Genomic DNA, 16,416 nt, shown 5'->3' with positions numbered 1-16,416 from the left:
CTATAACAAGCTTTCCATATGCAGAATAGCTACTTTAGTCATTGATTCCTTCCAAATTCGATGTGCATGAAGCAGCTTTATTTTGGAAGTGGTTTCGAGATACTTATATGGCAAAGGGGCGGAGGGGAATGGCGAGACTCCTGCGGGAAAAAAGTGCTTGGTGAGACCCCGCAGGACGCAGTCCGAGGAGGCTCACCGCGCTCCAGCGGAAAGCGAGCTATTCCCCTCCACCCCCATCCACTTCAACAAAAGTCTCGAAACTGAGTCTTCAAGAATAGGGAGCTTATCTATAATAATTCATGGATTGCCTTGATGTCATTGGATTAAAAAAACCACGATTGAATCGTGGTTTTAGGTTAGAAAATATGCGAATACCGCTATCGATGCAAGATAAGAAAAAATTGCTTGTGCCCAATACCTTCGGCTTTCACGCTTCAGCATATAAACATTCCACAAAATGAATAAAGCGAGGGAAGCGACTAAACTCAATAAAGGTTCCAAGGACCACATGGACTCCATAAATGCGAATGCCACCCACGTATATAAGTAGACAAAACAGGTCAATAAGCCGAGCGAAGCATTCATGAGTATGAAAAAAGAATGTTTTTTTGATTTCATTGACATCACCAATACGCTTTGATGATTTCATCGTACTAGGAGACTAAGAAAATAGCAACTCCTCTATCTGTTAAGAGTTCGTAAAAACATAAGGATCCTGTCTCCACTTCATCAACAGCTTTTCCTGCTCTTTGTTGATTTGGTTTTCAGTGAGTAACTGCTGAAGAAGCTCTTCATAACTGGCCAGGGATTGATACGAATAGCTTTTACCTGTGAACGCATCTTGAGCCGCTTGAAGATTATAAGTGAAGATCGACAGCACTTCAACCACTTCGATACCTTCGTTTTCAAGTGCCTCTGCAGCTTCTATGGATGATTTGCCTGTGGAAATTAAATCCTCAATGACAATCGCTTTTTGACCTTTTTCAATGTGACCTTCAATCTGGTTTCCTTTTCCATGCTTTTTGGCTGAAGACCTGACATAAACCATGGGAAGGTTCAGAAGGTCCGCCACCCAGGCTGCATGGGGAATACCTGCTGTTGCACACCCTGCGATGACATCTATGGGCCCGAGAGCCTCGATCTTCTTAACAAATGCTTGTGCAATGCTTCTTCTTACTTCAGGGTAGGACATCGTTAAACGATTGTCGCAATAAATCGGAGACTTTAGTCCGGATGTCCAAGTGAAATAGTTATCAGTTTCAATTTTAACTGCTCCTATGTGAAGCAAGTCACGAATGAGTGTTGATTGACCCATGTTGAAAGGCCTCCTTTATTTTCCGATACATTTCTCGCGGTTTTTCTGCATCTCGAATTGCTCTTCCCACAACCATCGCATCACTACCGTTTTCCAGAGCTTTTTCAGGGGTAGCGACACGTTTCTGATCATGATGTGCTCCACCTGCAAGACGGATACCAGGGGTCAAAGCAGCAAGCGCGGTATGTTTCTTAATGATTTCGGCCTCTTCGACCGAGCAAACGACACCATCCACACCACATTTCTCTGCACGTCCTGCATAGTGTTTGACTACATCAGCCAAGGGGTGGTCGATCAACAGCTCATCCTCCAGCATCTTTTGATCAGAAGAGGTAAGGACGGTGACAGCTAATAAGACAGGAATGTGATCTTGCGCCCCTTCTTGCAAACCAATCTTCGCGGCTTTCATCATTTCTTCCCCGCCCTGGGCATGGATGTTCACGACATCGACGTTCATGCCTGCAAGACCTCTCATCGCACGACGGACCGTTTCTGGAATATCATGCAACTTCAAATCGAGAAAGATCTCGTGCCCCTTTTCTTTCAATTGATGGATGATGCTGGGACCTTCTTTATAAAAAAGCTCCATACCCACTTTAACCGGGATGCCCGTAAGTTGGTGCCGCTCCAAAAAGTCCAGGGCCTCATTTCCCGTTTGGAAATCAAGAGCGAAGTAGAGAGGTTTCAACTTCTTCATCATGAGCACCTCCAATCGCTTGCTCTACGCTTGAAAAACCGTAGCGTGAAAGAGTACGGGGCAATTCTTCGATCACTTCTTTACAGATGAAAGGATTTTTAAAGTTCGCACTTCCGATCGCCACGGCACTCGCACCGGCAAGGAGGTATTCCAATACATCTTCGGCTGTTTCAATCCCGCCCATGCCGATGATCGGGATCGTTACAGCTTGATAAACCTGATGGATCATCCGAATGCTGATCGGTTTGATTGCTGCTCCGGATAGACCTCCTGTTCCATTTGCAATGACAGGTCTTCGGGTTTTAGGGTCTATCCTCATTCCTGTCAGTGTATTAATCATGGAAAGTCCGGATGCTCCCGCCTCTTCAGCCGCTAGCGCCATTTCGACGATGTCGGTCACATTTGGTGACAGCTTCACATAGACGGGCACAACGCTCACATCGACGACATGTCGGATCACTTCTTTCGCTAAGGCAGGATCGGTACCGAACTGCACACCTCCCTCTTTGACATTCGGACAAGAGATGTTCAATTCAATAGCATCCACATAGGAAGAGATTCGTTCGGCAACCTCTACATATTCCTCCACCGTACTCCCAGCGACATTGGCAATAATCGGGAGGTGATGATTTTTCAAAAAAGGAATTTCGTCTGAAATGATGCTTTCCACACCAGGGTTTTGCAGGCCGATCGCATTCAGCATCCCACTTGCCGTCTCCGCTACTCTTGGTGTGCCATTTCCAAAGCGCTGTTCCTTCGTAGCTGCTTTCATAATGACAGCTCCAAGCTTGGAAAGATCATAAAATTGAGCGAATTCCTTCCCGAATGCAAAACATCCACTGGCCGGCATCACGGGATTTTTTAAATTCAAACCTGGTAGATTCACAGATAAATTCATGATAAGACGACCTCCTCTGCCTTGAATACAGGTCCATCACAACAGATACGCTTGTACCCTTTTTCGTCTTTCGATTCGACGACACAGGCAAAACAAGCGCCGATTCCACAGCCCATCCGCTCTTCCATAGACAAATATCCTTCTTTATCAGGAAGATGATCAGCCACTGCTTTCAACATGACCGTCGGACCACAGGATAAATAGTGCTGGTAGTCTTTTTTTACACAAGGAAGAGCATCCGTTACACGGCCGCTCCTTCCTAATGATCCATCTTCTGTCGTCACGTGGACTTCTCCAAGAGCTCTGAATTCATCCAGTAAAAAGGCATCCTCCCTGGATCTGAAACCGAGAATACTTGTGACGGCTACTCCGTTCTCTTTCAACTTTTTCGCCGTGCTGTAAAGTGGAGGCACTCCGATCCCCCCACCAATGATCAGAGCATGGTCAGCATGAATTTGTGATGTCGGAAACCCTTGACCTCCAGGGCCAAGCACATCTAATTGCTCACCGACCCGCCGATTCGTCAACGCTTTCGTCCCGTCTCCCATGACTTTATAAATTAAAGTCATGGTTTCCTTTGCAGGGTCATAATCTGCAATGGACACCGGGCGCCGCAGGTAGAAGCCATCGATCCTTATATGGACAAATTGACCGGGATCCATGATGTCATGTACCAGATTTCCTTCCAGCACGAGAAGGTGCGTATCTCTCGCAACCTTCTCGTGTTTAAGAATGGTCATGCATTCGTTTTTCATCCTGTCACTCCTTCCATCGGTGTGATCGCACGCGCGGAGAAGGACATCGCATTGATGACATCGACAATGGTTTTGGCCGTGTCGAGACTTGTTAAGCAGGCGAGTCCATGTTCGACCGCTTCTCTGCGGATTCTGAATCCATCGGATCTTGCACGCATACCTTTGTTGAGCGTGTTGACGACGAATTGGACTTCTCCTTGTTGGATCAGATCGATGACATCACGCTGGTCGGAACCCACTTTTCCTACCGCTTCCACAGGAATCTCAGCTTCTTCAATGACTGATGCTGTTCCTTCTGTGGCGAACAATCGAAAGCCCAGCTCAAAAAATGTCTTCGCAATGTCCAGCATCTCTGATTTATCTTTGTCAGCAACGGTCAACAAAACAGACCCTTGTGTCGGTATCTTCAACCCTGCTGATGTCATTCCTTTGTAAAGGGCTTTTTCTAATGTTTGGTCATACCCGATGACTTCACCGGTCGACTTCATTTCAGGCCCGAGTGTCGTATCAACACTTCTAAGCTTTTCAAAGGAGAACACTGGCACTTTGACATAGACACCATTTGGCTTTGCAGCGACCCCGGATGTGTACCCTTCGTCTTTCAACGTTTTGCCTAATAAAACCTTCGTCGCAAGTCGCGCCATCGGTACGCCGGTGATTTTACTCAGGAAAGGTACCGTCCGGCTTGCTCTAGGGTTCACTTCAAGGACGTAGGCGGTCCCTTTGTAAACGACGAACTGGATGTTTATGAGCCCTTTCATATTCAGCTCTCTGGCGATCTTCGTTGTTGCATCGATACACTGTTGTTCAAGTTCTTTCGTAAGCCTCTGAGTCGGATAAACCGCCATGGAGTCTCCGGAGTGGACACCGGCCCGTTCAATGTGTTCCATGATCCCCGGGATGAAAACATCCTCCCCGTCCGAGATGGCATCGACTTCGATTTCCATTCCCGTCATGTACTTGTCAATCAATATGGGGTGACCATTGTGTGCGGATGCATTCGTTTCCAAGTAAGAAGAGAGCTCTTCGTTTGAATAGACGATCGCCATCGCACGGCCGCCCAGGACATAAGAAGGTCTGACAACAAGCGGATAGCCGATCTTTTCAGCAGCAAGGAATGCTTCCTCTGCGCTTTTGACACTTTCCCCTCCTGGTTTAGGGATGTTCAAATCGTTGAGCAGCTGTTCGAACAAGTCCCTGTCTTCTGTTTTATCGATCGATTCCATCGTTGTACCTAAAATCCGAACGCCTTCTTTCGTCAGTCCGTCGACGAGGTTGATGGCTGTCTGACCTCCAAACTGGACGATGACTCCTTCCGGCTGTTCGAGGTCGATAACATTCATTACATCTTCAAGCGATAACGGTTCAAAATAAAGCTTGTCAGAAACGCTGAAGTCTGTGGAGACCGTTTCCGGGTTGTTGTTCATAATGATGGCTTCATAGCCCATTTCCTTCAGAGCAAGGACAGAATGTACGGTTGCATAGTCGAATTCGACTCCCTGGCCGATGCGGATCGGACCAGAACCGATGACGAGCACTTTTTTATTGCTACTTGGGATGGCTTCGTTTTCATCTTCATAACTGCTGTAAAAATAAGGCGTTTCGGATTCAAACTCACCAGCGCACGTATCGACCATCTTGTAAACGGGAAGGATGCCGTGACTTCTTCTCCATTCCCTCACTTCTGCTTCCGTCCATTCAGTCAACCGTGCAATCTGAGCATCAGAAAAGCCGATCTTCTTCACCTTTTGTAGTAAAGAGGCATCCATTTCCCCTCTGGCGACTTGCTTTTCGAGCTGTATAATTTGCTGCAATTTATAAAGGAAGAATAGATCGATGCCCCCTGTCATTTCATGAAGGCTTTCGATGGAATAACCTCTCCTTAAAGCGTCTGCGATTAAGAATATCCGTTCATCATCCGCTTTTCTCAATCTTCTTGAGAGTTCTTCCTCTTTCATATGTTCGGCATAAGAGAGATATAGCTCTTCTGTATCTCCTTCGAGCGAACGGATCCCTTTCAGTAGGGATTCTTCGAAGCTTCTGCCGATACTCATCACTTCACCGGTCGCTTTCATTTGCGTACCAAGTGTACGGTTTCCTTTGGCAAATTTATCGAACGGCCAGCGTGGGATTTTCGTTACGACATAATCGAGCGCTGGTTCAAAACACGCATAAGTCGTACCGGTGACCGGGTTCTTGATTTCGTCCAACGTCATTCCAACAGCGATTTTGGCTGCGAGTTTTGCAATCGGATAACCGGTCGCCTTGGATGCAAGTGCTGATGAACGACTGACCCTTGGGTTTACTTCGATGATGTAATATTGAAAACTGTTCGGATCGAGAGCAAGCTGCACATTACATCCGCCTTCAATTTGGAGCGCCTGGATAATCTCCAATGAGGCGTTTCTCAGCATTTGATATTCCCGGTCACTGAGCGTTTGGGAAGGGGCGACAACGATGGAATCCCCGGTATGAATGCCTACAGGATCAAAGTTTTCCATGTTACAAACAACGATTTTATTGTCTGCACCATCACGCATCACTTCGTACTCTACTTCTTTGAAGCCGGCAATGTTTTTTTCGATTAAGCACTGACTGACCGGAGAAGCAGCCAGTCCACTTCTAGCAATCTCTTTCAACTGAGCGGCATCGTCACACATGCCTCCACCAGCGCCGCCCATCGTGTATGCAGGACGGACGATGACCGGAAAGCCTATGGTCTCTGCAAAATCCAATGCTTCTTCTACCGTGCTGACAATTTCACTCTCAGGTACAGGTTGGTTCATCTCATGCATCAAGGCACGGAATTTCTCACGGTCTTCGGCTTGTTGAATGGCATCAAGCGGAGTCCCTAGGAGTTCCACATCAAATTCTTCGAGAATGCCAGATTCACTCAACTCTACCGCCATATTCAGACCCGTCTGCCCTCCTAGTGTCGGAAGAATCGCATCAGGGGTTTCTTTTCGAATGATCTTCTGCAGGAATTCAAGCGTCAGTGGTTCCATATAGACTTGATCGGCGAAGGTATGGTCGGTCATGATTGTCGCTGGATTCGAATTCGCAAGGATGACTTCATACCCTTCCTCTTTCAAAGATTGGCATGCTTGTGTGCCGGAATAGTCAAATTCAGCCGCCTGGCCGATGACGATCGGACCGGATCCGATAACTAGAATTTTGGTTAGATCTGTACGCTTAGGCATTGGGAGTCCTCCTTCGTTGTCTTCTGGTGATGATCGATCATTTTCAAGAATTCATCGAATAAGTGAGCTGTATCTTCCGGTCCCGGTGAACTTTCCGGGTGGTATTGCACAGAGAAAACCGGGTGGTTCTTATGTTTCAGCCCTTCCACGGAGTTATCATTCAAAGAAACTTGGGAAAGGCGCAGGTCGGTCTGTTCCAAGGAATGGAGATTGACAGCATAGCCATGGTTCTGTGAAGTGATATAGGTTCTTCCTGTATCCAAATCTTTTACAGGCTGATTGATTCCTCTGTGTCCGAACTTCATTTTAGAAGTGTCTGCACCAGAAGCGAGAGCAATCAGCTGGTGCCCAAGACAGATCCCGAATATAGGTACCTGACCGATCAGTTCACGGATCGTTTGGATCGCTTCCGGAACATCTTTTGGATCACCAGGACCGTTGGAAAGCATGACGCCATCCGGTTTCAGTCTTAGGATCTCGTCTGCTGAAGTATGATAAGGAACGACTGTCACATGACAATCGCGCTTCGTGAACTCCCTTAAAATACCGTGTTTCATTCCGAAATCCACGAGGACAATCCGTTCGCCTCGTCCCGGAACGACATAAGGCTTCACCGTCGATACCTGTTTCACTTGGTCATTCAATAGCGGAGTAGCCTCTAATATGCTGAGTACTTCAGAGACCGAACGCTCGGATGAAGTGATCATCGCCTTCATCGTTCCATGCTGGCGGATGATTTTCGTCAGCTTTCTCGTATCAATGTCGCTGATGCCTGGAATATTTTTCGCTTTCAAAAATTCATCGATCGTTTCTTCATTACGAAAATTAGAAGGAAAATCACAGTGTTCTTTTACAATGACCCCGAATACTCCAGGATTTACGGTTTCAAAATCATCGCGATTGATGCCATAGTTTCCGATGAGTGGATACGTGAAGGTGATCAACTGCCCATAATAAGACGGGTCAGAAATCACTTCCTGATAGCCGCTCATTCCTGTGTTAAAAACGACCTCACCGACCGTTTCCCGTTCACTTCCGAATCCTTCACCTACAAATACTGTTCCATCTTCAAGCACGAGTTGTTTCATGCGTTTTCCCCTCCCATACAATTCTTCCGTCTACCATCGTTAACTCCGGCCATCCTTTTGCTCTCCAGCCATGGAAAGGCGTGTTCTTTCCTTTTGAAGCAAAGCTGTGACGATCGATCATCCGTTCATGATTCACTTCCACAATCGTTATATCTGCTGCCAACCCATTTTCCAACGTTCCATAAGGGAGTCCGAAAGTCTCTGCAGGCTTCCTTGTCAGCCACTCAATGAGACGCTCCAGCTGAATTCCATGCTTTTCTACGAAGTGGGTGTACAAGAGAGGAAAGGCAGTTTCCAAACCTGTGATTCCAAATGGCGAGTAAAGGAAGCCTTCTTTCTTATCCTCTTCCGTGTGTGGAGCATGATCTGTCGCAATAAAATCGATGGTTCCGTCTATCAAACCTTCGATGAGCGCTTCCTGATCTTCGTTAGAACGAAGCGGCGGGTTCATTTTGAAAAAGGCATCGTCTTCACGGATATCCGTTTCGTTGAGAACCAAATGGTGCGGGGTCACTTCCGCCGTGACATGAATCCCGGCCTTCTTCGCATCCCGGATAACCCTTACCGATTCTTTCGTTGATACGTGACATACGTGATAATGACAGCCGGTCGCTTCTGCAAGCAACACATCTCTTGCGATTTGTACGGACTCAGCAATGTTTGCAATCCCAGGAAGACCGAGCCTTTTGCTTACTTCACCATCGTGGGCGACGCCTTTGTACACGAGTGAATTATCTTCGCAGTGAGCAACGATGGCTTTATTCAGACGGCTCGCTTCCTTCATGGCTTCATACATCATGCCAGCCGTCTGGACGCCGACTCCATCATCAGTAAAGGCGAAAGCACCCATTTGTGATAAGGTTGTCATGTCAACAAGCTCTCTTCCAAGTTGACGAGTGGTAATCGAAGCGTAAGGAAGCACTCTCACCGATGCATCCTGCTTGATCTTCTCCATTAATTTTTTCATGTTCTCTTCGGAATCAGGCACAGGCTTTGTGTTCGGCATGGCACATACCGTGGTGAAGCCTCCGCGAGCTGCAGCTTCTGTACCTGTGCGGATGGTTTCTTTCTGTTCGTCTCCAGGTTCGCGTAAATGGATATGCACATCGACCAATCCCGGCAGAACAAGGCCCCCTTTAGCATCAATAACCTCATCCGCTTCTCCTACCGAAGGAGCTATTTCAACAATCGTATTGTCCTCAATCAAAACCTCGCATCTTTCAAATTTATGATCCGTAAACACCTGACCGTTGATGATCTTCTTTTTCATTTAAAGCTCCCCTTTCATGAGTGCATGGATGATAGCCATCCGCATCGTTACTCCATTTGTCATTTGCCTGAAAATCTTTGACTTTTCGCATTCGACGAGTCTCTCATCGATTTCCACCCCGCGATTCACCGGAGCTGGATGAAGGATGATGCTGTGATTCATCATTCGTGCCTCCCTTTCGACCGTCAGCCCATATTGATTCAGGTAACTTCCTGTTTCACCATGGTTCGTATGGCGTTCATGTTGAATCCGAAGTAGCATCAGGACATCACAAGTTTCGACGGCTTCGTCCATCGTGATGTAGTCCTCTGTCATTGTAGGATCCTGCCATTCGGGTTTACTGACAAATGATACGTTGGCACCGAGCTGTCTTAGTGCGTAGGCATTGGACCTTGCTACCCGGCTATGTTTCAGATCTCCCGCAATGCATACATGCAACCCTCTGAAACTTTGAAAATGTTCATGGATGGTGTACAAGTCCAGAAGGGATTGTGTCGGGTGCTCCCCACAGCCATCCCCAGCATTGATGAGGGGCATATCCAATCCTTCCGTACATGCCGTCAAGCCGCCGACTTCGGATTGCCGGACGACAGCTAGATCCACGCCGATCGACTCTAATGTCTTTAACGTGTCATACAAGCTTTCCCCTTTCGTCAAGCTCGAATCGACCCCATCCAGTTCAACGACATCGAAACCCAATTTCTTTTCGGCTATGTGAAAACTCGTTTTTGTACGTGTGCTTGGTTCTAAAAAAAGATTGGCAGCGAAATGTCCCGGAAAAGAAGGACGGTTTGCGGGATCTCCCAGTCTTTCTGCTAAGTAAAGAAGGTTATGGATTTGCTCGTTCCTCAGCTGTTTGATGGAAAGCAAATTCCTCTTGGATCGAATAGCGGTCATGTTCATCTCTCCGTTCCTATTTTTAATGTAACGGGGACTAAGGAGAAAAAAAGCACCCCCAGGTGTCTGGGGGTGCTGAACTCGTCGCATGAAAAACGAGCCCATCCCTAGTGCACCTTTTTGAGCCTCTCGGGACTCATTTAAAACGTGAATCTAGTGTTGGTTTATGCTACATGATCTTTCTTGTTTTGTTGTTCGAGTTCAGGTGCTTCAAACATCTGCCCATTTCCGTGTCCTTTTTCTTTACCTGGAAGGATCAAGTTGAGCGCGACACCAATGATGGCAGCAAGCGCCATTCCTGCGATTTGTACTTCCTCCGTCACTTGGACGAAAGCACCGCCTACCCCGATGACGAGGATGACAGAAGCGATAATCAAGTTTCTCTTTTCACCAAAGTCGATCTGATTATCAATCAACATACGCAGGCCGCTGGAGGCAATGATCCCGAAGAGCAAGATGGACACACCGCCCATGACGGCTGTCGGTATCGAACTGATGACCGCGGTTACCATGCCGATGAAACCGAAGACGATGGCAATGACTGCCGCACCTCCGATGACGAACACACTGTACACCCGGGTAATCGCGAGCACTCCAATATTTTCCCCATACGTGGTGTTCGGTGGTCCTCCTAGGCAGGAGGCGATGAATGTGGCCACTCCGTCACCAAGAATGGATTTGTCCAGTCCTGGATTTTTCAAAAAGTTTCTTCCTACAACTTTCGATAAGACCATTTGATCACCCGTATGTTCTGTAATCGTGACGAGTGCAAAGGGAACCATCAGAAAGGCGATTTCCCAGCTGATCACTTCCAGTGGTGAAAAGTCAACGAATGGGACAAGAAAATCAGGAGCTTGGAAGAGAGCGGCTATGGCGCCCGTGAACGAACCTGCTGTGGTTATTGCGGTCCATTCTTCTTGGATCCCGCTCGTGTCTACAATTCCTTGAGTCATAGCGAACGCATATCCGCCGACAATTCCGAAAAGGATCGGCAGCAGGGAAAAGAATCCTTTAAAGTAGATCGATGCGATAATCGTAATCGCCAGGGTGACAAGGGCAACCATGAAGTGGGTGCCACTGTAGATGTTTTCTTCCTGACCCGGCAAGTACATCGCCATCTCCACAGCTGTTGATGCTAATCCGAGACCGATGACAATGATGACCGGTCCTACAACAATCGGAGGAAGCAGGTTCATGAGCCACTTTGTTCCGAAAATGGAGATAAGCAGGGCAACTAAGCCGTAGACGAGACCGGCTAGGAAGCTTCCCACCATCGCGCCCGCAACGCCGCTGGATTTGGAAACTTCAATAATTGGTGCAATAAAGGCGAAACTCGATCCCAGATAGGCCGGTACCTTCCCTCTTGTAATGAGCAGGTAAGCAAGCGTTCCGAACCCGCTTGATACGAGAGCGACCGATGGGGATAATCCGGTCAGAAAAGGAACGAGAATTGTTGCGCCGAACATGGCGAACAGATGCTGAAGGCTTAGAACGAGCCATTTATTTAGTGCTGGTACTTCATTAACGTCGAGTGCTGCTTTATGTTGTTTCATATCGAATTCCTCCTTGATGTCTCCTCTTGTGTGAGGGTAGTGAACTGAGTGGAACCCTTGAGATTTTCACATAAAAAAACCTCTTTGCGCTTAAAAAGCACGCAAAGAGGTAGACGTGTAGACACACACGTATCCTTACGAACCTTTTAAGCCTCACGGGACTTCCATTAAAGGTTACTCTTCATTCATTTTTCATAAATTTTCACTTCGTCCGCTTCATCGGTTTCAGATAAAGTGACGGTAATGATTTCTTCCTGAGAAGTCGGAACATTTTTCCCGACATAATCCGCTCGAATCGGAAGTTCCCGGTGTCCCCGGTCTACCAAAACCGCCAGCTGGATTTCTTTCGGGCGTCCGTGGTCGATCAGTGCATCCATTGCGGCACGCACTGTTCGGCCTGTATAAAGAACATCGTCGACGAGGATGACTTTCTTCCCATCGATATCAGCCGTAATGTTCGTTTCTTTCAATTGAGGTTCCGCTCCATTTTCCTGAGGAGTCAAATCATCGCGGTAAAGCGTGATATCCAGCTCCCCGTCGGGAAGATCTGCTCCTTCAATCTCCTGGATTTTATCCTTAAGGCGCTGAGCGATCGGAACGCCACGGGTTTTAATTCCTACAAGGACGAGATCCTCAATTCCTTTATTTTTTTCTATGATTTCATGAGAGATCCGGGTCAATGCTCGACGGATCGCTGCATCATCAAGTACAGTCGCTTTTGCATTCATAATTGAGTCCTCCTTGTTTCCATAAGATCAGTGACAAAAAAACCCCTTTTCCACATAAGGGCAGAAAAGGGGTTTTCGTACACGTATCCTGTGCACAACCGTCACCTTTTCAGCCTCACGGGACTGTTCTTAAAGGTCTTTATATTCTATATGGAAGTATGACACTCCCTGTAAGGTTTGTCAATGACTTTTTATACCTCTTTCGTTTCCAGGTACTTCAGAGTCTCTTTAAATTCCGCAGGAGGTTCGACCTCGAACTTTTTCCATTCACCTGTTCTCGGATGCTCAAATCCAAGGGATTTAGCATGCAGTGCTTGACCATTGAGGCCTAAAGTTTTACGAGGGCCGTACTTCGGATCACCCGCTAGTGGATGATCGATGTAACGCATATGCACACGGATCTGGTGCGTACGCCCTGTTTCCAGTTTACATTCAACCAGTGTGAAATCAGTGAAATGACGCAGCACGCGGAAATGGGTGACCGCATCACGTCCGCCATCGACCACAGCCATCCTTTGGCGATCTTTAGGATCCCTTCCAATCGGTGCATCAATGGTACCATATTCATGATGAATTTCCCCGTGGACAATCGCTTCATATTTACGTTCTACCGTCTTTTTCGAGAGTTGCTCAGCGAGCGATTGATGAGCGAGATCATTCTTAGCTACCATCAGTAGACCACTAGTGTCTTTATCAATCCGATGAACGATTCCCGGACGCTCCACTCCATTGATTCCAGATAAATCCTTCACGTGGAATAATAGAGCATTGACAAGTGTTCCGGAATAGTGGCCAGCCGCCGGGTGAATCACCATGCCGGATGGTTTATTGACGACAATCACATCTTCATCTTCATACACAATTTCAATCGGAATGTCCTCGGGGAGGATATCCATCGGTTCAGGCTCAGGAATATGCCAAGTGATCGTATCACCCTCCTGCACCTTGTAATTGCTCTTCACAGCTTTATCATCAACGAAGACAATGCCGTCTTTCAGCCATCCCTGAATTTGAGACCTGGAGGCTTCTTCGATAACCTCTGTTAGTAATTTATCAATCCGTTTCGACTGATCGTTTTCTGTAACCTTATAGTGTTCACTCAAGATTTCAAACTTCCTTTCTTTCTGCGCTCGTCAACGAATGTTGCAATCATGACAAAGATCACACCGACGACAAGAGCAGAGTCCGCTACATTAAAAATAGGAAAGTCGTAAGTGAAAATGTACGTATTGGCGAAATCGACGACTTCCTTACGAAATACGCGATCAATGAAATTCCCAATCGCCCCAGCAAGAATAAACGCGAGAGCTACACCTACAAAACGACTTTCTTTTCCATATTGATGTAAATAATAAATGACAAATCCTATGACAATCACCGTTATGATATAAAAGAACCACATCTGCCCTTGTAGTATTCCCCAGGCAGCTCCCTGGTTCCGGTGAGAGGTCAAGTAGAAAAAGTTTTCGATGACCGTTATGCTTTCACCGATATCCATTTTTGTGACCACCAGCCACTTCGTCCATTGATCAAGGATAATGAGACCAATGGCGATGATATAATACAAAATCATAAGCGTCCCCCATGAATCTTAGTCCTAGCTTATTGTACCACAAAACTACTCCTGCAAAGAACAACTTCTCACTTCCACATAAGCACCCTATACTTGAAGACTCAGTTTCGAGATGTTTCTGGGTTCGTTGCCTGGGTTGAGCGTCAGGGGTGGCTGGGAAGCAACTCGCTTTCCTGTGGGGGAGCGCCGAGCTTCCTCGGGCTAACGCCCTGTGGGATCTCGCCTATCTCCTTTCTCCCACGGGAGTCTCGCAGCTTCCCAACCACCCCATCTCATGTGAGGTGAAACGACCCCCTGTACGGAGAAATAGAGTCCTGATCTTCCCCCCCTAAGGAGGCACAAAGCCACCTCTATCATGCATTTAAGTTCTGAATGTCACTTGGGGAGTTAACATTATCCACTTACCATAATCTCATGCTGCTTTTTAAGAAGTGGTTTCGAGTATCTTCTTTGGTAAGGGGCGGAGGGGAATGGCGAGACTCCTGCGGGAAAAAAGGGCAGGGTGAGACCCCACAGGACGCAGTCCGAGGAGGCTCACCGCGCTCCCGCGGAAAGCGAGCTATTCCCCGTAGCCCCCCTCCACTCAATAAAAGTCTCGAAACTGAGTCTTCCACAATCCTGCCCGTTTGCTTAAGAAGGGTGGAAGATAAAAGGTGCCGTTCTTGTAGGAACGGCACCTTGATTTGTATGAAAGTATGATTTCCGTATGTACGGGTTGGAATTAAGGCTGGGAGCTGTATTCCTCTTCCATTTTACGCTCTACTTCTTTCTCATCATCAAGCTCTGTATCGAAAAGATGATCCCAGTCATCGTTATCGATCATATCGATTTGAGCTTCTACCAGCATACGCAGTCTTGTTTTGAAAACTTTCGCCTGCTTTTTCATATCTTCTACTTCAATATTAATGCGGCGTGATTTTTCAAGTGCTTCATTGATAATACGATCGGCATTCTTTTCTGCTTCTTTAACGATTAATTTCGATTCTTTATTCGCACTGTTTTTTACGTCTTCTGCGGTTTCTTGAGCGACGAGAATTGATTTATTGAGCGTCGTCTCGATATCGTTGAAGTGACCTAGACGTTCGTTCAATTGACTGACTTCGCGTTCAAGCTCTTTTTTCTGACGTATGACGATTTCATAATCTTTGATGACTTGATCGAGAAATTCATTGACTTCATCTTCATCATATCCTCTGAAACCGCGAGTGAATTCTTTGTTATGAATATCCAGTGGTGTTAATGGCACACCATCCACCTCCCCAAAGCATCTATCTATATTTATAAATTCGACAGGAACCTACGTTATCCTTCTTTGCTGCTGCATTAATTTAATTTTGATGTCATCACTTTATATTTTTCTTTCTTCGTTTCACCCAGCACTTCATCAAGCCGGCTCCTCCCTTTTCCACGTAAAGAAATGAGATCGCCTTCCTCTAATGAAAAAGATGCGTCTTCTACAGTACGGAAATTGACCTTCACTTGGCCCGCTTCAATAAACATAGATGCCTTATTACGGGACATTCCGTAAATTTCCTTGACCATCACATCCAGACGTAAAGAAGAAACGGTCGTTTGTTTCGTGGACCATGTTTCATTGCTCTCTATGCGGGCAGATAATGGTTTTTCATCAAACTGTACGTTGGATCGTTTGATGCCGGTTAGGTTCATTTTAATGTAGTCACTAATCTCAGAGGCTGTTGTAATTTGAATCGTTCCATCCTGGACAACAAGGTCTCCCATTTTCTCTCTGCGAATCCCTAACGACATAAAGGCACCCAGAACATCGCGATGTTCCAGCGTAACAAATTTTTGAGGATAGGAAGCTTCCAATAATGTCAGTTGAAAGTCTTCTTTTTCAATGATCTCATAATCAGGAGCGATGATGGCTCGTTTTCGTTCACTAGCCTCCGCCCCACCTTCCAATCCGTATATGAGATCCGGGGCATTGCCCATAATCGCCTTCATGATCATCTGCTCCCTCGGGTCGAGAAAATCTGTCAGCTTCCGCTGATATTTAAGAGCTACATCTTCGCGAAAAGATAGGACTTGATCAATGAATGGCTTTTCTTCTTTTCGAAAGTGCTGATAGATATCCACCTAAAAAACCTCCATAACTACCAAAAGGAACAGATGTGAGAACATAAAGATGTGCTCTCTGATCTGTTCCTCGACTTATAATCCCATAATGATGTAATATAGTTCGCCTAACCCTGCTCGCGCAAAGTTCAGGACGAGAATAGCCACAATCGGTGAAATGTCAATCATACCTAGTGGAGGAATGATTTTTCGGAAAGGCTCCAGGAATGGTTCAGCCAACCGGGAAAGAACTTCACCAAAACTGGATTCACGCGCCCCAGGGAACCAGGACATCAGAATGTAGATAATGAGAATCCAACTGTAAATTTGTAGTGCAGTCATTAAAATCTGAAACAAAAACGCCAT

15 protein-coding genes are annotated in these 16,416 nt (G+C 46.5%); all 15 read right to left on the bottom strand.

All coding sequences use genetic code 11. The features are described from left to right. Positions 1–688: 688 nt before the first annotated feature. Positions 689–1,315, bottom strand: coding sequence for an orotate phosphoribosyltransferase (gene pyrE / locus ACJA3J_RS09805; protein ID WP_406946155.1), 627 nt, complete (start codon positions 1,313–1,315; stop codon positions 689–691). After that, on the bottom strand, positions 1,290–2,012 hold the full coding sequence (gene pyrF, locus ACJA3J_RS09800; RefSeq protein WP_089654631.1) for an orotidine-5'-phosphate decarboxylase: 723 nt from the start codon (positions 2,010–2,012) through the stop codon (positions 1,290–1,292). The genes pyrE and pyrF overlap by 26 nt, the downstream gene beginning before the upstream one ends. Further along, positions 1,978–2,910, bottom strand: a complete 933-nt coding sequence (locus tag ACJA3J_RS09795; RefSeq protein WP_406946154.1) for a dihydroorotate dehydrogenase — start codon at positions 2,908–2,910, stop codon at positions 1,978–1,980. The genes pyrF and ACJA3J_RS09795 overlap by 35 nt, the downstream gene beginning before the upstream one ends. Beyond that, complete coding sequence (locus ACJA3J_RS09790) at positions 2,907–3,665, bottom strand: dihydroorotate dehydrogenase electron transfer subunit (RefSeq protein ID WP_089654629.1); 759 nt, start codon at positions 3,663–3,665, stop codon at positions 2,907–2,909. Before ACJA3J_RS09790 ends, ACJA3J_RS09795 begins: the two co-directional genes overlap by 4 nt. After that, positions 3,662–6,865, bottom strand: coding sequence for a carbamoyl-phosphate synthase large subunit (carB, locus tag ACJA3J_RS09785; RefSeq protein ID WP_406946153.1), 3,204 nt, complete (start codon positions 6,863–6,865; stop codon positions 3,662–3,664). The genes ACJA3J_RS09790 and carB overlap by 4 nt, the downstream gene beginning before the upstream one ends. Beyond that, the gene (locus ACJA3J_RS09780; RefSeq protein WP_089654627.1) at positions 6,844–7,953 is read right to left on the bottom strand and encodes a carbamoyl phosphate synthase small subunit; all 1,110 of its coding nucleotides are present in this window, start codon (positions 7,951–7,953) and stop codon (positions 6,844–6,846) included. Before ACJA3J_RS09780 ends, carB begins: the two co-directional genes overlap by 22 nt. After that, positions 7,934–9,223 carry a dihydroorotase gene (locus ACJA3J_RS09775; protein WP_115894827.1) on the bottom strand — a complete coding sequence of 430 codons (1,290 nt, stop codon included), beginning with the start codon at positions 9,221–9,223 and terminating at the stop codon, positions 7,934–7,936. The genes ACJA3J_RS09780 and ACJA3J_RS09775 overlap by 20 nt, the downstream gene beginning before the upstream one ends. Further along, positions 9,224–10,120, bottom strand: coding sequence for an aspartate carbamoyltransferase catalytic subunit (locus ACJA3J_RS09770; RefSeq protein WP_089654625.1), 897 nt, complete (start codon positions 10,118–10,120; stop codon positions 9,224–9,226). 164 nt (positions 10,121–10,284) lie between these two features. Further along, positions 10,285–11,673 carry a solute carrier family 23 protein gene (locus ACJA3J_RS09765; RefSeq protein WP_115894826.1) on the bottom strand — a complete coding sequence of 463 codons (1,389 nt, stop codon included), beginning with the start codon at positions 11,671–11,673 and terminating at the stop codon, positions 10,285–10,287. A 185-nt stretch (positions 11,674–11,858) separates the two neighbouring features. Next, positions 11,859–12,401 carry a bifunctional pyr operon transcriptional regulator/uracil phosphoribosyltransferase PyrR gene (gene pyrR, locus ACJA3J_RS09760; protein WP_089654623.1) on the bottom strand — a complete coding sequence of 181 codons (543 nt, stop codon included), beginning with the start codon at positions 12,399–12,401 and terminating at the stop codon, positions 11,859–11,861. Between the two features lie 191 nt (positions 12,402–12,592). Then, positions 12,593–13,504, bottom strand: coding sequence for an RluA family pseudouridine synthase (locus tag ACJA3J_RS09755; protein ID WP_406946152.1), 912 nt, complete (start codon positions 13,502–13,504; stop codon positions 12,593–12,595). After that, positions 13,501–13,974 (bottom strand): signal peptidase II, encoded by a 474-nt coding sequence (gene lspA, locus ACJA3J_RS09750; RefSeq protein WP_089654621.1) that lies wholly within the window; start codon positions 13,972–13,974, stop codon positions 13,501–13,503. The genes ACJA3J_RS09755 and lspA overlap by 4 nt, the downstream gene beginning before the upstream one ends. A 721-nt stretch (positions 13,975–14,695) precedes the next feature. Continuing rightward, on the bottom strand, positions 14,696–15,220 hold the full coding sequence (locus tag ACJA3J_RS09745) for a DivIVA domain-containing protein (RefSeq protein ID WP_089652830.1): 525 nt from the start codon (positions 15,218–15,220) through the stop codon (positions 14,696–14,698). Between the two features lie 77 nt (positions 15,221–15,297). Then, positions 15,298–16,071, bottom strand: coding sequence for an RNA-binding protein (locus tag ACJA3J_RS09740; protein ID WP_406946151.1), 774 nt, complete (start codon positions 16,069–16,071; stop codon positions 15,298–15,300). 75 nt (positions 16,072–16,146) lie between these two features. Then, entirely contained in the window at positions 16,147–16,416 is a 270-nt protein-coding gene (locus ACJA3J_RS09735; protein WP_089652828.1) for a YggT family protein, read from the bottom strand.

The sequence above is a fragment of the Halobacillus sp. SY10 genome (genome assembly GCF_045401165.1).
GTDB lineage: Bacteria > Bacillota > Bacilli > Bacillales > Halobacillaceae > Halobacillus > Halobacillus aidingensis.
This window is presented reverse-complemented; position numbering and strand designations above follow the sequence as displayed.

What these genes read in the sequence shown, in the direction of transcription:
- carB (WP_406946153.1), bottom strand. Translation starts at nt 6,865, where the DNA reads ATGCCTAAGCGTACAGATCTAACCAAAATTCTAGTTATCGGATCCGGT.
- pyrR (WP_089654623.1), bottom strand. Translation starts at nt 12,401, where the DNA reads ATGAATGCAAAAGCGACTGTACTTGATGATGCAGCGATCCGTCGAGCA.
- ACJA3J_RS09735 (WP_089652828.1), bottom strand. Translation starts at nt 16,416, where the DNA reads ATGGCGTTTTTGTTTCAGATTTTAATGACTGCACTACAAATTTACAGT.
- pyrE (WP_406946155.1), bottom strand. Translation starts at nt 1,315, where the DNA reads ATGGGTCAATCAACACTCATTCGTGACTTGCTTCACATAGGAGCAGTT.
- ACJA3J_RS09775 (WP_115894827.1), bottom strand. Translation starts at nt 9,223, where the DNA reads ATGAAAAAGAAGATCATCAACGGTCAGGTGTTTACGGATCATAAATTT.
- ACJA3J_RS09790 (WP_089654629.1), bottom strand. Translation starts at nt 3,665, where the DNA reads ATGAAAAACGAATGCATGACCATTCTTAAACACGAGAAGGTTGCGAGA.
- ACJA3J_RS09770 (WP_089654625.1), bottom strand. Translation starts at nt 10,120, where the DNA reads ATGACCGCTATTCGATCCAAGAGGAATTTGCTTTCCATCAAACAGCTG.
- ACJA3J_RS09765 (WP_115894826.1), bottom strand. Translation starts at nt 11,673, where the DNA reads ATGAAACAACATAAAGCAGCACTCGACGTTAATGAAGTACCAGCACTA.
- ACJA3J_RS09780 (WP_089654627.1), bottom strand. Translation starts at nt 7,953, where the DNA reads ATGAAACAACTCGTGCTTGAAGATGGAACAGTATTTGTAGGTGAAGGA.
- pyrF (WP_089654631.1), bottom strand. Translation starts at nt 2,012, where the DNA reads ATGAAGAAGTTGAAACCTCTCTACTTCGCTCTTGATTTCCAAACGGGA.
- lspA (WP_089654621.1), bottom strand. Translation starts at nt 13,974, where the DNA reads ATGATTTTGTATTATATCATCGCCATTGGTCTCATTATCCTTGATCAA.
- ACJA3J_RS09795 (WP_406946154.1), bottom strand. Translation starts at nt 2,910, where the DNA reads ATGAATTTATCTGTGAATCTACCAGGTTTGAATTTAAAAAATCCCGTG.